Source organism: Pseudofulvimonas gallinarii (genome assembly GCF_004343305.1).
GTDB classification, from domain to species: Bacteria; Pseudomonadota; Gammaproteobacteria; order Xanthomonadales; family UBA2363; genus Pseudofulvimonas; species Pseudofulvimonas gallinarii.
In genome coordinates, this window is the sequence record NZ_SMAF01000007.1 from 148,258 (window position 1) to 169,857 (window position 21,600).

Genomic DNA, 21,600 nt, shown 5'->3' on the forward strand with positions numbered 1-21,600 from the left:
CGGTGGCTAGTACGCGAATTGCCGGAACAGGGGATCGACCGAACCGTTCCACTCGCCATGGTACAGCGCGAGCTTCTGTTCCGCCGGTGACAGGCCGGCGTCCAGGAACTCGATCAGCGGCTCCAGGTAGATGCGCTCGTCGGCCGAGTGTGTGTTGCGGTAGTCACGACGCGCCAGGCCGCCTGCCGCGATCGCCACCGCCTGCCGCGCCAGGTCGAGCACGGTGCCGTCGCGGAAGGGCGTCTTCAGCGCCAGCCGCGGCACGGTGTCGCGCAGCGCGTTACGCTCGGCCATGGAGACGTCCTTCACCAGGTCCCACGCGGCATCCAGCGCGGTGTCGTCATAGAGGAGGCCGACCCAGAACGCCGGCAGCGCACACAGCCTGCCCCAGGGCCCGCCATCGGCGCCGCGCATTTCCAGGTAGCGCTTGAGGCGCACTTCCGGGAAGGCGGTGGTGGCGTGGTCGGCCCAGTCCTTGATCGTCGGACGCTCGCCCGGCAGCGCCGGCAGGCGGCCGTCGAGGAAATCGCGGAAGCTCTGCCCGGCGGCATCAATGTAATTGCCATCGCGATAGACGAAGTACATCGGCACGTCGAGCAGGTAGTCGGCGTAGCGCTCGAAACCGAAGCCGTCTTCGAACACGAAGTCGAGCATGCCGGTGCGGTCCGGATCGGTATCGGTCCAGATCTGCGAACGGAAGCTCATGAAGCCGTTCGGCCGACCTTCGGTGAACGGGGAATCGGCGAACAGCGCGGTCGCCACCGGCTGCAATGCCAGCGCGACGCGGAACTTGCGCACCATGTCCGCTTCGTCGGCGAAATCGAGGTTGACCTGCACGGTGCAGGTGCGCGTCATCATGTCCAGGCCGAGATCGCCGCGCGTGGGCATGTAGCGGCGCATGATGGCGTAGCGACCCTTGGGCATCCAGGGCATGTCGGCGCGCGACCATTTCGGCTGGAAGCCCATGCCGAGGAAGCCGATGCCGAGCGGGTCGGCGATGCTCTTCACTTGTGCGAGATGCCCGTTGACCTCGCAGCAGGTCTGGTGCAGGTGCTCCAGCTGGGCGCCGGACAGCTCCAGCTGGCCGGCCGGTTCCAGGGTGATGTTGGCACCGTCCGGATGTTCCAGCGCGATCAGCGTCTCGCCTTCGTGCACGCCCTGCCAGCCGTAGCGGTCACGCAGGCCTTCGAGCAGCACGCGGATGGAGCGATCGCCGTCGTAGGGCAGCGGGCGCAGGTCGTCCCAGGTGAACCCGAACTTCTCGTGTTCGGTGCCGATGCGCCAGCGCTCGCGCGGCTTGCCACCCGCGGCAAGCCAGTCGACCAGCTCGTGGCGATCGTTGATCACAGGCGATGCGTCGGCCACGCCGTACTCCAGTAGCAAAGTGGGAACAGTAAGGTTGCGCCGCCGCAAAGACAATGCCCGCGGGCAGGTCACGCGGTCACCCTTGCGACGGGGTGCGGCGGCGCCCCCGGCACCGCGCGCAGGCCGTTGGCCCCGGGCTGCGCGCTGTGCCGGAAACCGGACTCAGCCGATGCCGATGCCGCCGACCTTGGCCGTCGCCGCCGCCGTGACGGCCTTGCGGCGGAAGCGCTGGCGCAGGTTGTACAGGCTCAGGTACAGCGTCGGGATGAGGAACAGCGTGATTACCGTGGCGAACATGATGCCGAAGGCCAGCGATGTCGCCATCGGGATGATCAGCTGCGCCTGCAGGCTGCGTTCCAGCAGGATCGGCGCCAGGCCGAAGAACGTGGTCAGCGACGTCAGCCAGATGGCGCGGAAGCGCTGCGTGCCGGACTCGACCACCGCCTGCTCGACGGTCATGCCCTCGGCGCGTGCGCGATTGATGAAGTGCAGCATCAGCAGCGAATCGTTGGTCAGGACGCCCGCCAGCGCGACGACGCCGAACATGCTCATCATCGAGAAGTTCAGGCCCATGATCCAGTGCCCGAGCACGGCACCGACGACGCCGAACGGAATCACCGACATGATGATCAGCGGCTGCGCGTAGGAACGCAGCGGCACCGCCAGCAGCGCGTAGATGAGGAACAGGCCGATCAACAGGGCACGGTTCATCTGCGACTGCGCGCTGGCGCTTTCGGCCGCCGAGCCACCGCCGGTCTCGATCACCTCCGGATAGCGCGCCAGCACGTCGGCGAGCACGGTCTTGCGGAAGGCCGGGACCACTTCCTCGGCGCTGGTGATCGCGGTGTCGATATCGGCCAGCAGGCGCACCGAACGCTTGCGGTTGATGCGGTTGATGCGCGAGTAGCCGGTATCGACGGTGACATCGGCGACGGTGGCGAACGGCACCTGGGCGCCATCGGGCGTGCGCACGCGCATCTGCTCCAGGTCGGACAGTGAACGGCGTTCGTCGAGCGGGTAGCGCACCATCACCCGGATCTCGTCCTTGCCGCGCTGGATGCGCTGCGCTTCCTCGCCGTAGAACGCCTGGCGCACCTGGCGACCGAGATCGACCTGGGTGAGGCCGAGCGCCTGCGCTTCCGGACGGATCGCCAGGCGCACTTCCTGCGCACCGGCGTCGAAGGTCGATTCGATGTTGTAGACACCGTTGTACTCGCGCAGGCGCGTCGCCAGTTCCGCCGACACCTTTTCCAGCGCGTCGATGTTCTCGCTGGCCAGTCGGATGTCGACCGGTCGGCCGCCGGGGTTGGTGCTGGCCGAGATGCGCAGCTCCTTGGCGCCGGCGATCTCGCCGACATGGGCGCGCCAGCGCTCGCTGATCTGGAAGGCATCCCATTCGCGACTCTCGCCCTTGGTCAGCTCCACCACCAGCTGGCCGCCGGTATCGCCGCTGGTGAACACCAGGGTGTTGCGCAGCAAGGTGCCCTCCGGATCGACCTCGCGCCGGTAGTCCGCCTCGACCTGGGCGATGCCGTCCTGCATGCGCTGCAGGGCGACATCGCGCGACAGCACCGAGGAACCATCGGCCAGGCGCAGGTTGGCCTGGATGAAGTCGCTGGGTACGTCGGGGAAAAACACGAAGCGCACCAGGCCGCCACCGAGGATGCCGAACACCAGGATGATGGTCGACAGGAAGATCGCCAGCGTGATGCCGCGATTGCGGATCGCGACGCTGACAGCGGGGCGGTAGCGCCGTTCGATGAATCCTTCCAGCCAGGCACCGAAGCGACGCTGCATGCGACCCAGCGGTCCGGGGTTGGGGTTCAGCGGCTTCATGCCGGCCAGGTGTGCCGGCAGGATGAGCTTGGACTCCACCAGCGAGAAGCCGAGGCAGAGCACCATCACCCAGCACACGCCGATCAGGAACACGGAAAAGCCGCCCTCGACGAACAGCATCGGGATGAACACGGCCATCGTGGTGAGCACGCCGAAGGTCGCCGGCAGCGCGACCTTGCGGGCGCCGCGGATGACGTTGGCGACGCTGTTGCCGTGGCGCTGCGTCTCGGTGTGCACGCTCTCGCCGATGATGATCGCGTCGTCGACGATGATGCCCAGTGCGAGCAGGAAGCCGAACAGGCTGATCAGGTTGATGTTGGTCGCGAACGGACCGAGCGGCATCAGCCAGAGCGCACCGAGGAAAGCGATGGGAATGCCCAGTGCCACCCAGAAGGCGAGCTTCAGGCGCAGGAACAGTGCCAGGCAGGCGAACACCAGCAGCGTGCCCATCAGCATGTTCTTGACCATCATGTCGAGACGGTCCTTCAGGTAGAACGAGGTGTCGCCCCAGACCGCCAGCTTCGCGCCCTCAGGCAGCGTCGCGCGCTTGCGCTCGAGGTAGCGGTTGACCGCCTCGCTGATCGCGATGTCGTCGCCACCGTCGATGGCGACCACGTTCATGCTCAACGAGGGCTGCCCCTCGAACAGTGCATAGTCTTCGCTTTCGACGAAATCGTCGCGGATGGTGGCGACATCGGACAGGCGCACGCGCGTGCCATCGGGATTGGTACGCAGGACGATGTCGGCGAACTCGGCGCCGGTGTATGCCTGGCCCTTGGTCCGCAGCAGGATGTCGCCGGCGTCGGTCTTGACGCTGCCGCCGGGCAGGTCGATGGACGAACGACGCACCGCAGTGGCCACCTCGTCGAAGGTCAGCGAAAACTTGCGCAGGTCGGCCTCGGAGACCTCGATCGCCATCTCGAAGGCGCGGTCGCCGGCGAGGTTGACCTTGCGCACGCCGGGCAGCGCGAGGATCTCGTCGCGCACCTGGCGGGCGAGGTTCTTGCGCGCGCGGTCGTCGAGGTCGCCATACACGGTGACCCAGACCACCTGCTGCTCGAACAGCACCTCGGAGATGATCGGCTTCTCGGTTTCCGCCGGGAAGTTCGGAATCGCATCGACGCGCAACTTGACGTCGTCCAGCACCTTGGTGGTGTCGTGGCCGGTCATCACCTCGATCTGCACGATGCCGCTGCCTTCGCGCGCGGTGCTGCGGATTTCCTTGATGCCCTCGATGTCGGCGACGGCTTCCTCGATCTTCACCACCACGCCTTCCTCGACCTCGGCGGGCGCGGCGCCCCGGTATGGCACCACCACCTGCACGAGGTTGGATTCGAAGGCCGGGAAGGTGCGCTTCTGGATGCCCTGGTAGGACAGGAAGCCGGCGATCATGATTACCGCCATCAGCAGGTTGGCGGCGACCGGATTTCGCGTGAACCAGCCGATGATGCCTTCGTGGTCGTCGTTGTAACGGTTCGATTCCATGGTCCTACTCCACCGCCTCGGCGTCGTCCGCCGGTTCGGCGACGGTCGGCTGGCCGCTTGTCGCGGCGACGGCGCTGGCGTCGTTCACGCGCACCTGCATGCCCTCGACCGGCGCCGGCATGCTGGAAACGATGATGCGTTCGCCTTCGGCGATGCCGCCATCGACATAGGCGTGGCCGGCGTCGCTGCGCACGATGTGCACTTCACGCAGGCGCAGGCGCTGCCCGGCATCGACGGTCATGACCTGGTTGCTGCCGCGCAGGGCGACGCGCGGCACCGCGACCACGGTGTGGCCGATGGTGGCCGGCAGTTCGGCATTGACGAACGTGCCGAAGCTGAGGACATGGGGATGCGTGCTGTCCGGCTTGCGGCTGTAGGGATCGTCGATGCGTGCGACCGCGTAGAGAACGCGCGAGCGCTCGTCGATCACGCGCTCCGAACGCACCAGTCGCGCCGGCCAGTTGTAGCGCACGCCGGCAATGGTGGCGCTGACGGTCATCCCGATGCCGTCGTCGCTGCCCGGAGGCGGCAGTGTGACGAAGCTGGCATCGTGCTCGGTCAGCGGCAGGCGGATCTCGGCGACGTCGGTGGCGTACAGCTCGGCCAGCTGCGTGCCGGTGCCGACGAACTGGCCGACGTCGACGCGCTTGTCGCGCAACAGGCCGTCATAGGGCGCGCGGATGACCGTGCGGTCGACGTTGATGCGTGCCTGCTGCAGTTCCGCCTGCGCCGCGCGCAGGTTCGCCTCGGCCTCGGCGACGTAGGGTTTGCGCAGCACCAGGTCGCTGGGCGTGCCGGCCCGGCGCAGGTTTTCCCAGTCACGCAGCGCCTGCTCGGCGCGCGCGCGTTCCTGCGCCAGCAGCGCTTCGCGGTTGGCGACGGCGGCCTCGGCGCGGCGCAGGGCCACCTGGTAGTCGCGCTGGTCGATGCGCAGCAGGACGTCGCCGCGGCGGAAGAATCCGCCGGCGTTGAACTGGTCGGCGACCTCGACCACGACGCCGGAGACTTCCGAGACGAGCACGGTCTGCGTGCGCGGCTGCACGGTTCCCTGGGCGCGGACGACGAAGTCGGCGGCGACCGGTTTCGCTTCCTCGACCTCGACCAGCGGCGTGGTCACGGCGGCCTCCTGTTTCGGGGGCGCCGGCCGCATTTTGATCAGTACGAAGGTCAGCACGACGGCGGCGACCAGGATCAGGAGCGGGAGCAGGCGTTTGGGCAGGCGCATGGGCGTGGGGGAAACGGGTGGGAGAAGTGTCGGCGATTGTCCGGTTCCGGACGGCCGCGGAAAGGGCCAGAAGTCAGGGGCTGCGCTGGACGGTTGTCAGGCGGACGTCCGCAGCGGTCGGCGCAGCCGATCCGGATGCAGGCCGGCGCTCATTCGTTGCGGCGACGGGTGCGGTGCGTGGCCTGTGCCGTCCACGGGTCGTCCGGCCAGGGATGCTTGGGGTAACGGCCCTTGAGCTCCTTGCGGACCTCGGCGTAGGTGCGCTGCCAGAAGCCGGACAGGTCGGCGGTGACCTGGATCGGCCGCTGCGCCGGCGACAGCAGGTGCAACAGCACCGGCACCTTGCCGCCGGCGACGGCCGGGCCATCGGCGGCACCGAACAGCTCCTGCAGCTTCACCGGCAGCACCGGCGGCTGGCCCGGTTCGTAGTGCAGGCGCAATTCGCGGCCGCTGGGCACGGTCACCGCCACCGGCGCCAGCCGGTTCAGCGCCTGCTGTCCGGAATGGTCCAGGCGGGCGCGCAGGGCCTGGCCGAATTCGTCCGCCGACAGTGCCGACAGCTTGGACTTGCCGGCCAGGAACGGCGCCAGCCAGTCATCCAGGCAGGCCAGCAGGGCCTCGTCATCGCAGGCCGGCAGGGCCAGCTCCGGGCACCAGTCACGCAGGCAGGCGACGCGCGCCTGCCACTGCCGCAGCGCTTCGGTCCAGGGCAGCGCCTGCAGCCCGAGCTGGCGCACGCCATCGAGCAGGCCGGCCACGCGCTGTGCCGGATCGGTGACGGCGATGCGCTCGCGCTCCAGGACCAGGTCCATGAAGCGCTGTTCGCGGAACACGGCGACGGCCTGGGTGGCGACATCGAAGCGGCCCTGCTCGACGGTGCGGAAGCGCTCCGGGAACAGGCGCCGCAGGTGCGCCGGGTCGAAAGGCGCGCCCTTGAGCACCAGGCTGTCTCGCGCCTCGTAACGCAGTTCCGGCACGACCAGCCAGGGCTCGCCGCGCAGCGCGGAACTGTCGTGCAGGCGGGCGCCGCGGCCGTTGCTGAGCTGGTAGCGCGATGCGTCCCGCGGATGCTGGCGGGCGATGCGATCCGGGAACGCGGCCAGCAGCAGGTCGCCGGGACGGTGGCGGTCGATGGCCGCCGGCGGTTCCGGCGCACGCAGGCGCCGCCGCCATTGCCGCGCCTGTTCGGACAGCGCCGACAGGGCCTCGCGGCTGCCGTCGGCCTCCCCGGCACGCCGGCCGCGGAAGGCGGCGAGCACGCGCCAGCGAAGGTCGAGGCGGTCGTCGCGGGCGTCGTCGCCACGCAGCGGGTCGCGGCCTTCGAGCAGGGCGATCAGGTCGGCGCACAGCGCCCGATCCTCGTCGGACGCGGCGCGCGCCGCCATCGCCGCCAGGCGCGGATGCGTGCCCAGCGCCAGGATGCGCCGACCAAAGCCGGTGATCCGGCCTTCGTCGTCGAGCGCACCGAGTGCACGCAGCGTGTCGGCGGCCTGGGCGACATGGCCGGCCGGTGGCGGATCGAGGAAACGCAGGTCGTCGCTGCCCCAGGCGCGCAGTTCCAGCAGCAGGCCGGACAGCTCCACCTGCGCCAGCTCCGGCCGCGTCGCCGGCTCCAGTCGCTGGCTTTCCGGCCACAGCCGCAGGCACAGGCCGGGTCCGAGGCGACCGGCGCGACCGGCACGCTGCGCCGCCGAAGGCGCGGTGATCGTCACCGTCGCCAGCCGGCTGAAACCGGAATTGGGATCGAAGCGCGGTTCGCGCGCCAGGCCGGTATCGACCACGGCGCGTACACCCGGCAGCGTGACGCTGGATTCGGCGACATTCGTGGCCAGCACGATGCGGCGGCGACCGCCGGGGTCGGGCGACAGCGCCGCCGCCTGCGCCGACAGGTCGAGGTCGCCATGCAATTCGACGACGACGGCATCACCGCCGTCGAGGCGGCGCGCGACCTGCGCGATTTCGCGGCGCCCGGGTAGGAACACCAGCACATCACCTTCGCTGGCAGCCAGCGCCTCGCGCACCATGCGCGGCACCGCGGATACCGCGTCCTCGCCGGGACGCAGCGGCGGATACCGGATCTCGACCGGATGGCTGCGGCCTTCGGACCGGATGCGCGGTGCACCCAGGAACGCGGCAAGCCGTTCGCCTTCCAGGGTCGCCGACATCACCAGCAGGCGCAGGTCGGGGCGCAGCCCGGCCTGGACATCCAGCGCCAGCGCCAGTCCGAGATCGGTGTTCAGGTGGCGCTCGTGGAATTCGTCGAACAGGATCGCGCCGACGCCGTCCAGCGTCGGATCGTCCTGCAGCATCCGGGTCAGGATGCCTTCGGTCACCACTTCAATGCGTGTCGCCGCCGAGACCTTCGCTTCGAAGCGCACGCGGTAGCCGACGGTGGCGCCCGCCTCTTCGCCCAGCGACGCGGCCATGAAGCGGGCGGCGCTGCGTGCGGCCAGCCGCCGCGGCTCCAGCATGAGGATGCGGCAGCCGGACAGCCAGGGCGCGTCCAGCAGCGCCAGCGGCACGCGCGTGGTCTTGCCCGCGCCCGGCGGAGCTTCCAGGACCGCACGCGGATGCGTCGCCAGGCTGGCGAGCAGTTCCGGCAGGACGGCATCGATGGGAAGCGCGGAGGGCGGGGTCATGCGAGGGATGCGACAGGGCCGCGGTGGAGACGACGAGGGCGCCCGCAGGCGCCCTCGTCAGACCGGCTGTTGCAGCACGTCGTCAGCGCTGGGCTTCGAGTGTCTCGATGGCAGCCCGCATCAGCGCCGCGGTCGCCGCCGGATCGGCACGTTCGCGTTTCGCCTGCGGCGTGGCGGACGGGCCCGTCAACGGCAACGAATGCCAGGGCGCGACGCCCACCGCTGCCCCCTTGCTGTCCGCCGTGTCGCCGGGCTGCGCGCTTGGGGCGTTGTCGTCGCCATCGACGAAGGCACGGCTCGCACTGCGCCACCCACGCACCGGCAGCACATAGTAATTGTTGCTGTCGAGGCAGTTGCCGATCAGGTCGGAAATGCTGCGCGGACAGCGTTTGGCATAACCGCGGAAGGTGTTGAGGTTGGCTTCCACCTCATAGACCAGGAACGTCGTCGCCTCGTCCTCGACCACGATAAAGTAGGTGCCGTCGGTCGGGCTGTAGTAGCCGGTTGCACCATGGCTGTTCAAGGCCGCGGTGCTGCACTGGCCGACCGTGCTGTTCTCCGGGCGGCAACCGTCGAAGTAGGCGATTCCACTGTTCGAGTAGGTGCGGTCGAAGACCAGCACGTCGCCGAAGAACGGAAACGCCCGGGCGTCGGGGATGTTGCTGAAGTCCAGCGTCGCATGCCATTCACCACGCCAGATGCCGGTGCGCGGCGAGGCGTCGCTGCCGTAGCTGAGGCGGAAGTTGTGGCGCTGGATCGGAATCGTGCGGCCGCCGACGGTGACGAGTGCGGTGCTCTCGGTCAGGAACTCGACGTCGATGTCGCCGCCGGTGGCGAAGGCGGTGGACGGGCTGAAGTTGCAACCCAGGCAGGTGCCGTTCTCGGCGGAGTAGAGCTGGTTGAGGAACACCGCGTTGTTCTCCATGGTGCCCTGCGCGGCGTACCAGGTCGCATCGCCACCATTGGTGTAGCTGAAGACCACCATGAAGACGTAGTCGTCCTGGATCTCGATGGCGAAGCCGTAACCGGGTTCGTCCGGATTCCACCACCAGCCGGATTCCGGCGTGAACGCGCGCGCCAGCGGCGCCGCCAGAGCCAGCGCGCAGGCCAGCAGGAAGGAAGATAGCAGTCTGATCATTCCAGTACCCCTGAATTGGTGGTGGTGAGTGCCCAGAGACTAGTACCGCGCCGGATGGGTGTCGTGAACCGCCGCTGTCCCGGACGGGCGGTCGCCCTGCTCCGCGCAAGGCTACACTACGCGGCCCGCGCGGGCACCGTCCGCGCCCCGTCATGCCCTGAATCATGGATCTCATCGACATCGGCGCCAACCTGGGCCATGAATCCTTCGCCCACGATTTCGACGCGGTGCTGCAGCGCGCCTTCGATGCCGGCGTCTCGCAACTGGTCGTCACCGGCGCCAGCGAAGCCGGCAGCATCGCCGCGCTGGAACTGGCGCAGCGGCGGCCGGGCCGGCTGTTCGCCACTGCCGGCGTGCATCCGCACCACGCCGCCGACTTCACCAGCCACACCGAGAGCGTGCTCGCCGACCTGCATCGCCTCGACCTCGTGCGTGCTGTCGGCGAATGCGGCCTGGACTACCACCGCGATTTCTCGCCCCGCCCGGCGCAGCGCCGCGCCTTCGAACGACAGCTGGAGCTGGCGGTCGCCTGCGGCAAGCCACTGTTCCTGCACCAGCGCGATGCGCACGCCGATTTCATGGCCATCCTGCGCGACTTCAGCGGCAGGCTCGGCCCGGCCGTCGTGCACTGCTTCACCGGCAGCGGCGACGAGATGCGCGCCTATCTCGATGCCGGCTGGCATATCGGCATCACCGGCTGGCTATGTGACGAGCGCCGCGGCCTGCACCTGCGCGAACTGGTCCGCGACATTCCCGCCGACCGCCTGATGATCGAAACGGACGCGCCCTACCTGCTGCCGCGCACGGTGCGGCCAATGCCCTCGCACCGGCGCAACGAGCCGATGTACCTGGCGCATATCGTCGAGGAACTGGCACGTGACCGCGGCGAGGACGTCGCCGTGACCGCCGCGGCGACGACGGCGACGGCGCGGGCGTTCTTTTCGCTGCCGCCGGCACCGGCGGACTGATCCCGACGCCACGGTCCGGCGCCAGGCTGGGTCCGGACGCGGTCCGCGGACCTCCGTCGCCTCGCGGCGAAGCCGGGTCGCCGGCGGCTCAGTCGCCCTCGCCGTCCGCGGGCCGCGGCTGCGCCACCAGGCGTTCGATGCGGTTGCCGCTCATGGCATCGACGCGGAAATGCCAGTCGCCGATGTCGATGCCGTCGCCGACGCCCGGGATGCTGCCCAGCGCATCGAGGACCAGGCCGGCGGCGGTGTGGTAGTCGACGTCGTCCGACAACGGCAGGTCGAGGCGGTCGCGCAGCTCGTCCAGCCCGGTGCGGCCGTCGACGGTCCAGCTGCCGTCGTCGTTGAGCACCATCATCGCGGTGACCGGGTCGTGTTCGTCCGGCAGTTCGCCGGCGATCGCCTCCATGACGTCGGTGGCGGTGACCAGGCCGATCAGCGAGCCGAACTCATCGACGACGAAGGCCAGCTGCAGCGGTTCGCGCTTGAAGCGCTCCAGCGCCGCCAGCACGGTGGCGAACTCCGGCAGCACCGGTGGCTGCAGGATGTGCTTGTCGAGGTCGAGCGCCTCGCCGGCCAGCAGGTCGGGCAGCAGGTCCTTCTTCTGCAGGATGCCCAGCGGGTCGTCGCTGCGGCCGTCACGGACGGCGACGACGCGCGAGTAGGGCGATTCGACGAGTTCCCGGCGCACGCGCTCCGGCTCGTCGTCGAGGTCGATCCAGTCGATGTCCGTGCGCGGCGTCATGATGGCGGTGACCGGCCGCTCGGCCAGCGTCAGCACGCCCTGGATCATGCTGCGCTCGGCCGGCTGGAAGGCTTCCTCCATCTGCGCGGCGTTGAGGTCGGACCCGGCCGCCGCGGGTTGCGTCGCGGCATCGGCGCCGTATTCGACGCGACCGCCGAGCATGCGCAGCACGGCATCGGCCGTGCGGTCGCGGAACGGACGCCGGCGGTCCACCTTGCGGCGGTTGGCGCTGGCGACCTGGTTGAAGGTCTCGATGACGATGGCGAAACCGATCGCCGCGTACAGGTAGCCCTTCGGGATATGGAAGCCCATGCCCTCGGCGACCAGGCTGAAGCCGATCATCAGCAGCAGGCCCAGGCAGAGGATGATCAGCGTCGGATGGGCGCTGACGAACCGCGTCAGCGGCTTGCTCGCGACCATCATCAGGGCGATCGCCAGGACCACGGCGATCATCATCACCATCAGGTGGTCGACCATGCCGACGGCGGTGATCACCGAATCCAGCGAGAACACCGCATCGAGCACGACGATCTGCGCGATCACCACGCCGAAACTGGCGAACACCTGCTTGCCGGTGCTGCGGTGTTCGCTGCCCTCGAGGCGCTCGTGCAGCTCGGTGGTCGCCTTGAACAGCAGGAAGAGGCCGCCACCGAGCAGGATCAGGTCGCGGCCGGAGAAGCCCCGGCCGAACACCGTGAACAGCGGCTCGGTCAGGGTGACCAGCCAGGAAATGCTCGCCAGCAGCAGCAGCCGCATGACCAGCGCCAGGCTCAGGCCGATCAGCCGCGCCTTGTCGCGCTGCTCCGGCGGCAGCTTGTCCGCCAGGATGGCGATGAACACCAGGTTGTCGATCCCGAGCACCAGCTCGAGCACGATCAGGGTGGCCAGGCCCATCCAGGCCGAGGGGTCAGCGATCCATTCCATGTCGGGGCGCTTCGAGTCGGTCCAGCGGAGACTTTACAGGGCGATGCCGTCCGGCGGCGACACGGTCAGCTGCGCAGGCCGACGCCGCGGTGCAGCAGCCACAGCGAGACCGCGGTCAGCACCACGGTGGCGACGCCGATGACGCCGTAGGCGGTCACCAGCGACACGTCGCTGACCCCGAGCAGGCCGTAGCGGAAGGCATTGACCATGTGCAGGATGGGATTGGCCTGCGACACCGCCTGCCACAGCGGCGGCAGCAGGCTGATCGAGTAGAACACGCCGCCCAGGTAGCTCAGCGGCGTGAGGATGAAGGTCGGCACGATGGCGACGTCGTCGAACTTGCGCGCGAACACGGCGTTGATGAAGCCGGCCAGCGAGAACACGATTGCGGTCAGCAAAGCGCTGGTCACTGTCACCAGCGGATTGGCGACGCGAACCGTTGTGAACAGCATGGCGATCAGCAGCACGATGCCGCCGCACATCAGGCCGCGCAGCACGCCGCCGCCGACGTAACCGGCCAGGATCACCCAGCTCGGCATTGGCGACACCAGCATCTCCTCGACGTGCTTGCCGAACTTGGCGCCGAAGAAGCTGGAGACGATGTTGCCGTAGCTGTTGGTGATCACGCTCATCATCACCAGGCCGGGGACGATGAAGTCGATGTAGGCGATGCCGTCCATCTGCCCGATGCGGCCGCCGATCAGGGTGCCGAAGATCAGGAAGTACAGCGTCATGGTGATCGCCGGTGGCACCAGCGTCTGGCTCCAGATGCGCAGGATGCGGCTGACCTCGCGGCGCAGGATGGTGAACAGCGCCACCCACTTCTCGCGCGCACCGAAGGCGGCGCTGGCGGCGACTTCGTGGGCGTCCATCACGCCACCTCCGCCGGCCGGTCGACCAGTCGCATGAACAGTTCCTCCAGCCGGTTGGCCTTGTTGCGCATCGATTTCACGCGCACGCCCATGGCGCTGAGCACCGCGAACACGGCGCTGAGATCGACGCGCTTGGGCACCTCCGCTTCCAGCGTCTGCGGGTCGACCAGCGTGAAACGCACGCCTTCCAGTTCCGGCAGCGCCGGCAGGGCGCCATCGATGTCGAGCACGAACTGTTCGACGTCGAGCTTGGCCAGCAGCGCGCGCATGGAGGTGTTCTCGATGATGCCGCCCTTGTCGATGATGGCGATGTTGCGGCACAGCTGTTCGGCTTCCTCGAGATAGTGCGTGGTGAGGATGACCGTGGTGCCGGCCTGGTTGATCTGGCGCACGAAGGACCACATCGAGCGGCGGATCTCGATGTCGACGCCGGCGGTGGGCTCGTCGAGGATGAGCAGGCGCGGCTCGTTCATCATCGCCCGCGCCACCATCAGCCGGCGCTTCATGCCGCCGGACAGCGTGCGCGACATGACGTTGCGCTTTTCCCACAGCTGCAGCTGCGTCAGGTATTTCTCGGCGCGCTCCAGCGCGAGGCGGCGCGGCACGCCGTAGAAGCCGGCCTGGTTGACCAGGATGTCCTCCGGCTTCTCGAACATGTTGAAGTTGATTTCCTGCGGCACCAGGCCGATCAGGCTCATCGCCCGGCTGCGCTCGCGCAGCACGCTGACGCCGAAGACATCGACCTCGCCGGCCGTGGCATTGACCAGGGAGGAGACGATGCCGATCAGCGTCGACTTGCCGGCGCCGTTCGGGCCGAGCAGCGCGAAGAAATCGCCCGCCGCCACATCCAGGCTGACGCCCCTCAATGCCTCCACGCCGTTTCCGTAGGTCTTGCGCAGGTCTCGGATCGAAAGGGCGGTGGGCAGGCTCATGCTTGGGTCGGCTGGGGAGGGCGGTTAGTATAGGCGCTCGCCGGCAGGACCATGGCGCGCCCGTCCCGCCGTCATGGCGACCGGGCCTGCCCTGTCCAGCCGACCCACTCCCGCCGCACGCAGCCCGTCCATGGATCATTTCGAGCTGACGCTCGTTTCCAGCCGCCCGCTGGCACCCGCAGTCCGCCATTACACCTTCGTGCGCAGCGACGGAGCGCGGCAGCCCTTCATTCCCGGGCAGTTCGTCCAGGTCCACTTCGAGCATGAGGGCGTGATGCTGCGCCGGAGCTACTCGATCGCCACGCCGGCGGACGAGGCCGGCGCGCTGGAAGTGGAGCTGGCGGTGTCCTTCGTGCCCGGCGGCGCCGCCACGGCGCTGTTCGAGAACCTGTCGCCCGGCGACCGCATCCAGGCCACCGGGCCGAACGGCCGGCTCGTGTTGCAGGACGGCGACCGCAACCAGCGCTACCTGCTGGTCGCCACCGGCACCGGCGTCACGCCGTACCGTTCCATGCTGCCGCTGATCCGCCGCCGCATCGCCGAGCGCGGCCAGCGCTTCGTGCTGCTGTTCGGCGCCCGGACGCCCGGGGAACTGCTGTACGGCGAGGAATTCGCCGCCTTTGCCGAGGCGACGCCGGGGTTCGCGTTCATTCCCTGTTTCTCCCGCACCGGCTACCAGCCGCCGCGCCCTTACGAGCGCAGCGGCTACGTGCAGGCCGCGCTGGCGGAACTGGCGCCGACGGCGGAGCAGGACATCGCCTACCTGTGCGGCAATCCGAACATGGTCGACGCGGCGTTCGAGGCCCTGAAGGGGGCCGGCCTGCCGATCGCGCACATCCGCCGCGAAAAATACATCTCGCCACCGTCGCCCCGGGCACTCCCGGCCCGGCCGGCCGATGGCCCGCAAGCATGACTGTCGTCACTGCCGGGATTCGCCCGGTTGCTACAGGATGGACCGCATGACAAACCTGCTCCGTATCGCCATCGGCTGTACCGCGCTCCTGGCGGCACCCGCCTTCGCGCTGGATTTCAGCGACTGTGAACTGAAAACCGCCAAGGCCGTTTCCGGCATGGCGGCCCGTTGCGCCGCGTTCGAAGTGCCGGAGAACCGCGCCGTGCCGGACGGCCGCCGGATCACGCTGCGTGTCGCCAAGGTGCCCTCGCGGGCCAGCACGCCGCTGCCCGATCCGATCGTCTTCCTCGCTGGCGGCCCGGGCCAGTCGGCGACCGAAAGTTTCCCGCAAGTGGCACCGGCCTACCGGCAGCTGCTCGGCCAGCGCGAGGTGATTCTCGTCGACCAGCGCGGAACCGGCGGATCGCATCCGCTGAAGTGCCCGATGCCGGGCCTGGACGATCCGACCGCGCCGATGCCGGATCGCGAGGAGATCCAGCAGATGGCGCGTGACTGCCTGGCCGGCATCGATGCCGATGTCGCCCATTACACGACGCGCGACTACCTGGCCGACCTGGAAGAGCTGCGCACCGAGCTCGGCATCGAGCGCTGGAACATCGTCGGCGGTTCCTATGGCACCCGGGTCGCGCTGGCCTACGTGCAGGCGCATCCGGACAGCCTGCGCTCGGTGGTGCTGGATGGCGTCGTGCCGCAGGACGTCGCCCTCAGCCAGGACCACGGCCGGCACCTCGACGAGGCCCTGGCGGCGCAGTTCAAGCGCTGCCGCGAGGACGAGGCCTGCCACGCCGCCTTCGGCGATCCCTGGGAGACGCTGCAGGAACTGCGCGTGCGCTATCGCGAAGCACCGACCACGGTCATGGTGCCGGATCCGCGCAGCCGGCAGCCGCTGGAAACGGCGCTGACCGAGGAGACGCTGGCGCTGACCGCGCGCCTGTACGCCTACCAGCCCGAGACCGCGGCGCTGCTGCCGCTGCTGCTGCACCAGGCGCGCGAAGGCGATCCGCAGCCGCTGCTGGCGCAGGCGCGGATGATCGTCGCCAGCCTCGACGAGATGCTCGCGCACGGCATGCAGCTGTCGGTGACCTGCAGCGAGGACGTGCCCTGGCTGCGCGCGAATCCCGACGACACCAGCCTGATCGGCGCCGCAATGGTGACCTTCCTGCAGGCACAGTGCGAGGTCTGGCCGGTGCCGCGTGCGCCCGCCGCCTTCAAGCAGCCGGTCGATTCCGACCTGCCGGTGCTGCTGCTGTCCGGCGAGTTCGATCCGGTGACGCCGCCGTCCTACGCCGAGCGCGCGTTGGCCACGCTGGGCAATGCCCGCCACCTGGTCGCGCCCGGCCAGGGCCACATCGTGCAGATGCGCGGCTGCATGCCGCGGTTGCTGACGCGCTTCATCCGCGATGCCAGCGTCGCCGGACTGGACGCGGAGTGCGTCGCCGACATGTCTGCGCCCGGCTTCTACCTGAACTTCAACGGCAGCGCGCCATGAGCGCCGGCTGCCGCTTCCCACGACGCGAGGTGATGCATGCTTGAGGTGCAAGGACTGCGCAAGGCGTTCGGCGCCATCCAGGCGGTGGATGGCGTCAGCTTCTCCGCGCCCGACGGCGCCATCACCGGCCTGCTCGGCCCGAACGGCGCCGGCAAGACGACGACGCTGCGCATGCTCTATACGCTGATGCGCCCGGATGCCGGTTCGATCCGCATCGATGGCGTGGACGCCCAGGTCGATCCGCTGCAAGCGCGCCGCCGCATGGGCGTGCTGCCGGATGCCAAGGGACTCTACAAGCGCCTCACCGCGCGCGAGAACATCGAATACTTCGGCCGCCTGCAGGGGCTGGGCGAGGCGACGCTGCGCGAGCGTTGCGAACAGCTGATCCAGGCCCTGGACCTCGGCGAGATCGCCGACCGCAAGACCGAAGGCTTTTCGCAGGGCCAGCGCGTCAAGACCGCGATCGCGCGGGCGCTGATCCATGCCCCGCAGAACATCCTGCTCGACGAGCCGACCAACGGCCTGGACGTGATGGCGACGCGGGCGATGCGCCGTTTCCTGCTCGGCCTGCGCGAAGCCGGCCACTGCGTGCTGTTCTCCAGCCACATCATGCAGGAGGTGGCGGCGCTGTGCGACCGCATCGTCGTCATAGCGCATGGCCGCGTGGTGGCGCAGGGCACGCCGGACGAACTGCGCGCGCAGACCGGCATGGACAACCTGGAGGACGTCTTCGTCCAGGTCATCGGCAGCGAGGAGGGCCTGTCATGAACGCCTGGTTCACGGTATTCCGCAAGGAAGCGATGGAAAACCTGCGCGATCGCCGCACGGTGATGAATTCGCTGGTCTTCGGTCCCCTGTTCGGCCCGCTGCTGTTCGTCCTGCTGATCGGCTTCATGATCAACAAGGCCAGCGAGCGCGCCGAGAAGCCGCTGGACCTGCCGGTTGCCGGTGCCGAGCACGCGCCCAACCTGATCGCCCACCTGCGCCAGAACGGCGTGGTGATCAAGGACGCCCCCGCCGACCCGGAAAAGGCGGTGCGCGACCAGGACGAGGAACTGGTGCTGCGCATTCCCGCCGGATACGGCGAGCGCTGGCGCGACGGCCTGCCGGCGCCGGTGGAACTGCTGTACGACGATTCGCGCCAGTTCACCGCCGCCGCCGTGCAGCGGGCGACGCGCCTGATTGAAAGCTACGGCGCCATCCATGCGGCGCTGCGCCTGACCGTGCGCGGCATCGATCCGCAGATCGCGCAGCCGGTCACCGTGATCGAGCGCGACCAGAGCAGCGCCCAGAGCCGCGCCGGCATGCTGCTGGCATTCCTGCCCTACATGCTGATCCTCGGTGCATTCCTGGGCGGCATGTACCTGGCGATCGACACCACCGCCGGCGAGCGCGAACGGCAGTCGCTGGAAGCGCTGTTGATCAACCCGATCCCGCGCGCGCAGGTGCTGGCTGGAAAGCTGGCGGCGACCACCGCGTTCTCGCTGGCGGCGGTGGCGATCTCGGTGTTCGGCCTGATGGTGTTCCTGCGCGTGATTCCGCTCGGTCCCTTGGGCCTGACACTTAAGCTGGATTTCGCGTCCGCCTGCCTGGCCGTGCTGGTCGTGGCGCCGCTGGCACTGCTGTCGGCGTCGGTGCAGACGATGGTGGCCGCCTTCAGCAAGAGCTTCCGCGAGGCACAGACCTGGCTGTCGATGCTGATGATCGTGCCGGCGCTGCCGTCGCTGTTCATGGCGATCAATCCGACCAAGCCGGTGGACTGGATGTATGCCACGCCGCTGCTGAGCCAGCACTTCATCATCAGCCAGATCGTCCGCGGCGAAGTGGTGCTGCCCTGGCAGTACGCGGCGAGCATCGGCTGCACGCTGCTGGCCGGCCTGGTCCTCGCCTGGATCACCGTCCGCATCTATCACCAGGAACGCCTGGCGATCTCCGGCTGAGCCGGTTTTCCACCCGGTGCCGCGCCCTGCGCGGCGCCGGTCGACGCCGGCGACCCTCGCGTCGACGCCGCTGCCGCCCCGGGGTTCGCGGCGCTATTTTCCGATGCAGAAGTGGCGTTTCCGCCGCATGCTATTGATTTGCAATGGAGTTTTGAAACCCCGTTGACACGCTTGGACCTATTCTTGGACCCAATAACCAGCGTATCCCCTGGTAGCGGCGGATGAGCCTCCCTGGACGCTTCCCGCTCTCCCGTTACCGATGCGATGTGTCAGCAGACGACCTGATCAGAGGCAGCGAAACCGGCCATCGACGTTCGCCACCGTCCAATGCGCTGCAATGGGCTCATTTTCTCACCTCCTGACCCGGAACACCAAGGATGTTGCGCCCTGCTTCAGCCCGAGAAAACGGAAGGAGCGCGGTTCGGATTGATGGCTGCGGCAGCGATGATGCAGGGGTGAGATGACGGCTCCTTTGGCCAGTTGGCCGATACCGATGGGAGCCTCGCCATGTCACACCCAACCTCAGACATCATCACCCCGAAAGCCCTGTTGCTCGATGAGCGGCTGACGCCGCTGGAACGCAACGCCTGGCTGACTTTCCGCTCGCTGGCCAGCAGCGACAGCACCGTGGTCCTCAGCTACGACGCGCTGCGCGGGTACCTGCCCAGCGCACCGGGCAGCAAGCGGGCCGCCCTTGAAACCGTGTCCATGGCCGTGCTTTGCCTGCGGCTGTCCACATGGATTTCGCTGGTCGAGTACCGCCGCAATCCCATGACCGGCTTCTCAATGGCCAGCCGCTACGCGGTGCGGAATCAGCCCCTCGCGTTCCACGACGCGTGCCTGGAGGACGAAGACTACCTGCCCCTGCTGGAACGGGCGCTCGGCCATGCCAGTGCGACGATTCGCCAACTGGCACAGTCCATTCTCGAAGAGGCTATGCGCCATCCGGACAGGTTGGGAAAGCTGCCCGCAACAATGCAAGAGCGGATCAGGCGCTTGCAACACCGGGGCGATGACCATGATCCGGGCGGTCCTGATGTTCCGGCTTCGCCCGATTCCCGTGTGTCCGAAGCCAGCAGTGACATTCCGAAACCCGTTCCGCCATCTCCGACAGCAGTACGTACTGTAGAAAAAGAAGTATTAAAAGAAGTACGTACGTACCGATCATCACCCGAAGTGCAGGTATCGGGGCCAGATGTGCCAGCCCGCTTCCGGCAACTGCCACAGGATCAGCAACGGATTCTCACCGCGCGTCTCAGGGGCTTGCCTCCGGAGCAACACTTGGCGGTGCTCGCCGAGTGGGACGTGCGCTGCGAATCAGGTGGCGTGCACAACGCCATCGCCTACCTCTACGGATTGATCAAGAAGGCCGTGGAAGGCGTGTTCAAGCTCTGGGCGGCACGCAAATCCACTCCGCAGCAGACATCCATGCAGGCCATCAACAACAGCCAGCATGGCTCGCCGCCGACACCTTCGCCACTGTCCAGCAGCCAAGCCGCAAAGCCTGCGTCGCGCGAGGTGGCGCAACGGCATCTGGATCAGATCAGGCGCATGCTGAAGACGCCATCGCTGCCCATCGGGCAGATCATCGGGTGCATGGCTGACAGCGGAATGCTGCCAACAGCCCCGGGAAACACGCCTGCTGCTGCAAGGCTGGGGCCACGGGGCTCGGCGTGAAACAGATGGGGCCGTCACTGCCCGCCGCAGTGACGGCCCGCCGAACTGCAGCAGCAATGCGGGTTGGCGCAGCATCGCATTGATAGCGGCGCACATGATGATGCCCCGGCACACTGACCCTGCAACGACCTGCCGGTGGGTATGAACACCGGAACCCTGGCGCAGGTTCCTGCAAGCGCCGACCCGGCTCGCCGGGCGGAACCATCCCAGGCACACCCAGGCTCGTTCGGTGTGCCGCCCTACCCACGGGCAGAGCCCTTCTCATCTTCGGCGTGGTTCGTCCCGCCATCGTCGCAACACACATCCGCCGCTCCAGGCACTCATTGCTGGTCGGCCGTCCTCGCGCGGCCTGCCGACACCTTTTCCACCATCGCGCCACAGGAGGTACTCATCCCAACACACCGCGTTGTCGTACCTTGCCATTCCTCCGCCCGGCCTTCCCACAGGAAGCAAGGCGGACGCCTCATTCGAGGCCACAGGTGAACTGAGCACCTGGCCCTGGCCCTTCGGGGTCTTGCCTTGGCGAGTTGGCAAAAACACTGACCGTTTGCTTCTCAGCCCCGACAACCGATGGAACGACACCGCAATGGACGACCTGACCTATACCCTGCGCCAGCTTTGCCTGCGCAACCGCGACGGTAGCCACGCCACCCAGGCCGACCGGCAACGGTCGCTGAGTCTGGCTGCTCGCCAACTGCGCGAAGCGGGTTTCCGCCAGATGCGGGCCACCTCGCTCAAGGGCAAGCACGTCGAAGCCCTGTTGCAGCGCTGGCAGGCTGAAGGGCTGTCGGCTGGCACGCTCAAGAACCGCATGGCGCACCTGCGCTGGTGGGCAGAGAAGGTCGGCAAGGCAGGTATCCTGCCAGCGGACAACACCAAGCTGGGCATCCCTGACCGCCGCTATGTGACCAACGAGAGCAAGGCCAAGGAACTGGGCGACGGACTGGACAGGATCACCGATCCACACGTCCGCATGAGCCTGCGCCTGCAAGCGGCCTTTGGCCTGCGGCGGGAGGAGTCCATCAAGTTCCAGCCCCGCTATGCCGACCGTGGTGACCACATTGCCATCAAAGGGTCATGGGCCAAAGGCGGACGTGACCGGACGGTGCCGATCACTACGCCGGAGCAGCGGACGGTGCTGGACGAAGCACACCGACTGGCAGGGTTGGGCTCGCTGATCCCGGCGAAAAAGACCTACATCCAGCAACGGCACGTCTACGACGGGCAATGCAAGGCGGCAGGGTTGAGCAACATGCACGGACTGCGGCATCGGTACGCGCAGATGCGGTATGAGGTATTGACGGGATGGAAGGCGCTGGCGGCGGGTGGCCTCAGTACTGTGCAATTGGATTCGTCCCAACGCCTGCTGGATCAGCAAGCCCGGCAACAGATCAGCCGAGAGCTGGGACATGAGCGTGCAACAATAACAGCGATCTACCTGGGAACGTGAGATTC

The 21,600-nt window shown here is 68.1% G+C and carries 15 protein-coding genes; 7 read left to right on the forward strand and 8 right to left on the reverse strand.

What is annotated here, in order from left to right; translation table 11 throughout:
• Positions 1-6: 6 nt before the first annotated feature.
• The 5 genes from EDC25_RS06940 to EDC25_RS06960 form a co-directional block, all read right to left on the reverse strand.
• Entirely contained in the window at positions 7-1,365 is a 1,359-nt protein-coding gene (locus EDC25_RS06940) for a glutamate--cysteine ligase (RefSeq protein WP_243695107.1), read from the reverse strand.
• 162 nt (positions 1,366-1,527) lie between these two features.
• Positions 1,528-4,686, reverse strand: coding sequence for an efflux RND transporter permease subunit (locus EDC25_RS06945; protein WP_132577352.1), 3,159 nt, complete (start codon positions 4,684-4,686; stop codon positions 1,528-1,530).
• 4 nt (positions 4,687-4,690) lie between these two features.
• Complete coding sequence (locus EDC25_RS06950) at positions 4,691-5,911, reverse strand: efflux RND transporter periplasmic adaptor subunit (protein WP_132577353.1); 1,221 nt, start codon at positions 5,909-5,911, stop codon at positions 4,691-4,693.
• Positions 5,912-6,060: 149 nt separating this feature from the next.
• On the reverse strand, positions 6,061-8,550 hold the full coding sequence (gene hrpB / locus EDC25_RS06955) for an ATP-dependent helicase HrpB (RefSeq protein ID WP_123521227.1): 2,490 nt from the start codon (positions 8,548-8,550) through the stop codon (positions 6,061-6,063).
• An 82-nt stretch (positions 8,551-8,632) separates the two neighbouring features.
• The gene (locus tag EDC25_RS06960; RefSeq protein WP_123521226.1) at positions 8,633-9,688 is read right to left on the reverse strand and encodes a hypothetical protein; all 1,056 of its coding nucleotides are present in this window, start codon (positions 9,686-9,688) and stop codon (positions 8,633-8,635) included.
• Between the two features lie 164 nt (positions 9,689-9,852).
• On the opposite strand from EDC25_RS06960, the gene EDC25_RS06965 reads away from it, so the two are divergent.
• Positions 9,853-10,656, forward strand: coding sequence for a TatD family hydrolase (locus EDC25_RS06965; protein WP_123521225.1), 804 nt, complete (start codon positions 9,853-9,855; stop codon positions 10,654-10,656).
• Positions 10,657-10,744: 88 nt separating this feature from the next.
• Here the strand turns inward: EDC25_RS06965 and EDC25_RS06970 are convergent, their stop codons facing one another.
• From EDC25_RS06970 to EDC25_RS06980, 3 genes are all read right to left on the reverse strand, one after another.
• The gene (locus tag EDC25_RS06970) at positions 10,745-12,322 is read right to left on the reverse strand and encodes a TerC family protein (RefSeq protein ID WP_123521224.1); all 1,578 of its coding nucleotides are present in this window, start codon (positions 12,320-12,322) and stop codon (positions 10,745-10,747) included.
• Positions 12,323-12,387: 65 nt separating this feature from the next.
• On the reverse strand, positions 12,388-13,194 hold the full coding sequence (locus tag EDC25_RS06975; RefSeq protein ID WP_123521223.1) for an ABC transporter permease: 807 nt from the start codon (positions 13,192-13,194) through the stop codon (positions 12,388-12,390).
• A complete protein-coding gene (locus tag EDC25_RS06980) occupies positions 13,194-14,126 on the reverse strand; it encodes an ABC transporter ATP-binding protein (protein WP_123521222.1) in 933 nt (310 codons plus the stop codon). Before EDC25_RS06980 ends, EDC25_RS06975 begins: the two co-directional genes overlap by 1 nt.
• A 130-nt stretch (positions 14,127-14,256) precedes the next feature.
• On the opposite strand from EDC25_RS06980, the gene EDC25_RS06985 reads away from it, so the two are divergent.
• The 6 genes from EDC25_RS06985 to EDC25_RS07010 all read left to right on the forward strand — a co-directional run bounded on the left by EDC25_RS06985 (position 14,257) and on the right by EDC25_RS07010 (position 21,595).
• Positions 14,257-15,039: an FAD-binding oxidoreductase gene (locus EDC25_RS06985; protein WP_132577354.1), complete on the forward strand. Its 783-nt coding sequence runs from the start codon at positions 14,257-14,259 to the stop codon at positions 15,037-15,039.
• A 46-nt stretch (positions 15,040-15,085) separates the two neighbouring features.
• Complete coding sequence (locus EDC25_RS06990) at positions 15,086-16,528, forward strand: alpha/beta hydrolase (RefSeq protein ID WP_165910883.1); 1,443 nt, start codon at positions 15,086-15,088, stop codon at positions 16,526-16,528.
• 36 nt (positions 16,529-16,564) lie between these two features.
• Complete coding sequence (locus EDC25_RS06995; protein ID WP_132577356.1) at positions 16,565-17,296, forward strand: ABC transporter ATP-binding protein; 732 nt, start codon at positions 16,565-16,567, stop codon at positions 17,294-17,296.
• Positions 17,293-18,468, forward strand: coding sequence for an ABC transporter permease (locus EDC25_RS07000; RefSeq protein ID WP_132577357.1), 1,176 nt, complete (start codon positions 17,293-17,295; stop codon positions 18,466-18,468). Before EDC25_RS06995 ends, EDC25_RS07000 begins: the two co-directional genes overlap by 4 nt.
• 507 nt (positions 18,469-18,975) lie before the next feature.
• Positions 18,976-20,145, forward strand: coding sequence for an STY4528 family pathogenicity island replication protein (locus EDC25_RS07005; RefSeq protein WP_132577358.1), 1,170 nt, complete (start codon positions 18,976-18,978; stop codon positions 20,143-20,145).
• A 586-nt stretch (positions 20,146-20,731) separates the two neighbouring features.
• Positions 20,732-21,595 carry a phage integrase N-terminal domain-containing protein gene (locus EDC25_RS07010; protein WP_132577359.1) on the forward strand — a complete coding sequence of 288 codons (864 nt, stop codon included), beginning with the start codon at positions 20,732-20,734 and terminating at the stop codon, positions 21,593-21,595.
• The last annotated feature ends 5 nt before the right edge of the window (positions 21,596-21,600 follow it).